Consider the following 2,467-nt stretch of genomic DNA (forward strand, 5'->3'; position numbering starts at 1 on the left):
GACCGAAGTGGCGGTGAAAAGATAGATTCACTAGAAAAAGAGAAGATTACTCAGCTTCCTCTAGATTCAGAAACTTCAGAAGAAGAAACTTTAGAGCAAGAAACTAATACACCAATTGATAGTAACCCAACTAAAAATGAGGCAACTTCAGTTAAGGCTGAAGAATCAACTGAAGAACCTGAAAGTGAATTTGGAAAAAATCCATTCCTTTGACACTCGCCCGTTAAATCGAAGATTATAAGGGGCGATTCTTGGCTCAAAGACACTTAACTAGATTAACCAAATTACTCTGATTGATCCCCATAAGTACGTCTCCCCAAGCATTTTAATTACGGTATGCCCTACCGCTATCAATCCACTATTGTAACCACCCTCGTTGGTGGCTTACCATTACCGATATAATTCTTTACAATATAGAAAGTTTTAATGGTCTCGATATTTGAGGAGAGTAGAGAGCTTGACTTTTAGCACCATCTATGATATAAACTTAATACCCACTTATCCCTGATATTTGAGAAATGTTAAGAAAGATGTGGATGGGTAAAGCATAGTTTGGCAGTGAGGTATTAAACCAGTCACTGAAAATATAATGTAGTAACTAGGTGGAGTAAGATTTTTATTAACAAAAAAGTCTATGTTAGAGTGGTAGAATGTGCATAAATATATTGGTAAATTTAAGACCGGATAATATGATCGCCCGATATTTTTAACCTTTGGTCGCAAAAAGTCCCGCGCTATTGTAATAGAATGGCCGTTAAATTGGTAATTTACTTGGAGTTGTATGGGGATGCGAGTGAAATTTTAGATATAATAAATTAGTACTTGCAGCGAACTATAGCTGTCAAGGTGAAAACCAAGCATATAAATAAATAAAAATTTAGCCTGTGGACCCTGTGTAAGACCAAGAAAGTTTTCAGACCATGGAGGCATTGGCGGTTGAAGCAGCATATCTGACACTATCTAGCGACAGCTTTGGTGTTGGGTACTTCAAAGATAAAAGTTATAGGACTTACCCATGAACGCTATTGGTAGGGTGTGTTAGCACGAGTGTAACTGAGCAATACCCCTTATGTAGTGCCTTTGCGTAAGTACTGAGTTAAACAATACACATATTAACACTAATTCTAGGCAATCAGCTCTATGGCCAGCGATTATTATGAAATTCTAGGTGTTTCTCGTACAGCAGACAAAGAGGAACTAAAGCGTGCTTACCGTCGCTTGGCTCGTAAGTACCACCCAGACGTGAACAAAGAGCCAGGAGCAGAAGAACGCTTTAAAGAAATAAATCGTGCTTACGAAGTTCTCTCAGACCCAGAAATAAAAGCTCGTTACGACCGCTTTGGGGAAGCAGGAGTATCAGGAGCAGGAGCGCAAGGTTTCTCCACAGATTTTTCAGACAGTTTCGCTGATATATTTGAAAGCTTTTTCAGTGGATTTTCTGGAGGAATGGGGACACAAGGGCGTAGGCGTACAGGTCCAGTTAGAGGTGATGACCTACGCATAGACCTGAATCTGGATTTCCACGAAGCTGTATTTGGTGGGGATAAAGAACTAACCATCAAACATTTAGAGGTCTGTGAAACTTGCAACGGTTCGGGTGCCAAACCAGGTACAAAACCCAAAACTTGTTCTACTTGTGGGGGAAGTGGTCAAGTACGCCGGGCAACAAGGACTCCTTTCGGTAGTTTTACTCAAGTTTCGGTTTGTCCTTCCTGTAATGGTACTGGGCAAATAATAGAAGAAAAGTGCCCAACCTGTGGTGGACGTGGGCAAAATGAGGTTACAAAAAAAATAAAGATTACTATCCCAGGAGGGGTAGACAATGGTACTCAGTTACGAGTATCTAAAGAAGGAGATGCAGGTAAGATGGGTGGACCACCTGGAGACTTGTATGTTTTCTTGGGGGTCAAAAAAGACTCAGAGTTTAGAAGAGATGGAATTAATATTCTATCTGAAATAAAAATTAGTTATTTACAAGCAATTTTGGGCTGTAGTCTGGAGATAAATACAGTTGATGGCAAAGCAGAATTAATAATTCCAGCAGGTACTCAACCAAATACTGTTCTAACTTTAGAAGATAAAGGAGTACCGAAATTGGGTAATCCGGTAAGCCGTGGTGACCATCTCATTACAATAGTAATAGATATTCCCACAAAAATTACTACAGAAGAACGTGAGTTGCTGGAAAAACTGGCAAGCATTAAGGGCGATCGTATAGGAAAAGGTGGCATAGAAGGGTTTTTAGGAAACTTATTTCACCAAAAATGATCAAGAAAGGGAATAAACAAAGGCAGAAGGCAGATAGCAGAGGGCAGAAGGAACAATTGGTTAGGGTTTTATACCTCAACCAATTGTAGACACCGTGTAGACCGTGGGGTTTTATACCCTTGTTCCCTTCGGTCACTGCCAGAGGACAGGATTCAACAATTAATAATTAATAATTAATAATTAATAATTAACAATTACC

The 2,467-nt window shown here is 39.6% G+C and carries 2 protein-coding genes; both read left to right on the forward strand.

The window, feature by feature from the left end; all coding sequences use genetic code 11:
* Positions 1-213, forward strand: a 213-nt coding sequence (locus tag F6K13_RS28275; protein ID WP_287289171.1) for a hypothetical protein, incomplete at its 5' end; no start/stop codon positions are given.
* 927 nt (positions 214-1,140) lie between these two features.
* On the forward strand, positions 1,141-2,268 hold the full coding sequence (dnaJ, locus tag F6K13_RS28280) for a molecular chaperone DnaJ (RefSeq protein WP_124142653.1): 1,128 nt from the start codon (positions 1,141-1,143) through the stop codon (positions 2,266-2,268).
* Positions 2,269-2,467: the final 199 nt, after the last annotated feature.

Source organism: Okeania sp. SIO2B9 (assembly GCF_010672505.1).
In the GTDB taxonomy this organism is placed as follows: Bacteria; Cyanobacteriota; Cyanobacteriia; order Cyanobacteriales; family Microcoleaceae; genus Okeania; species Okeania hirsuta.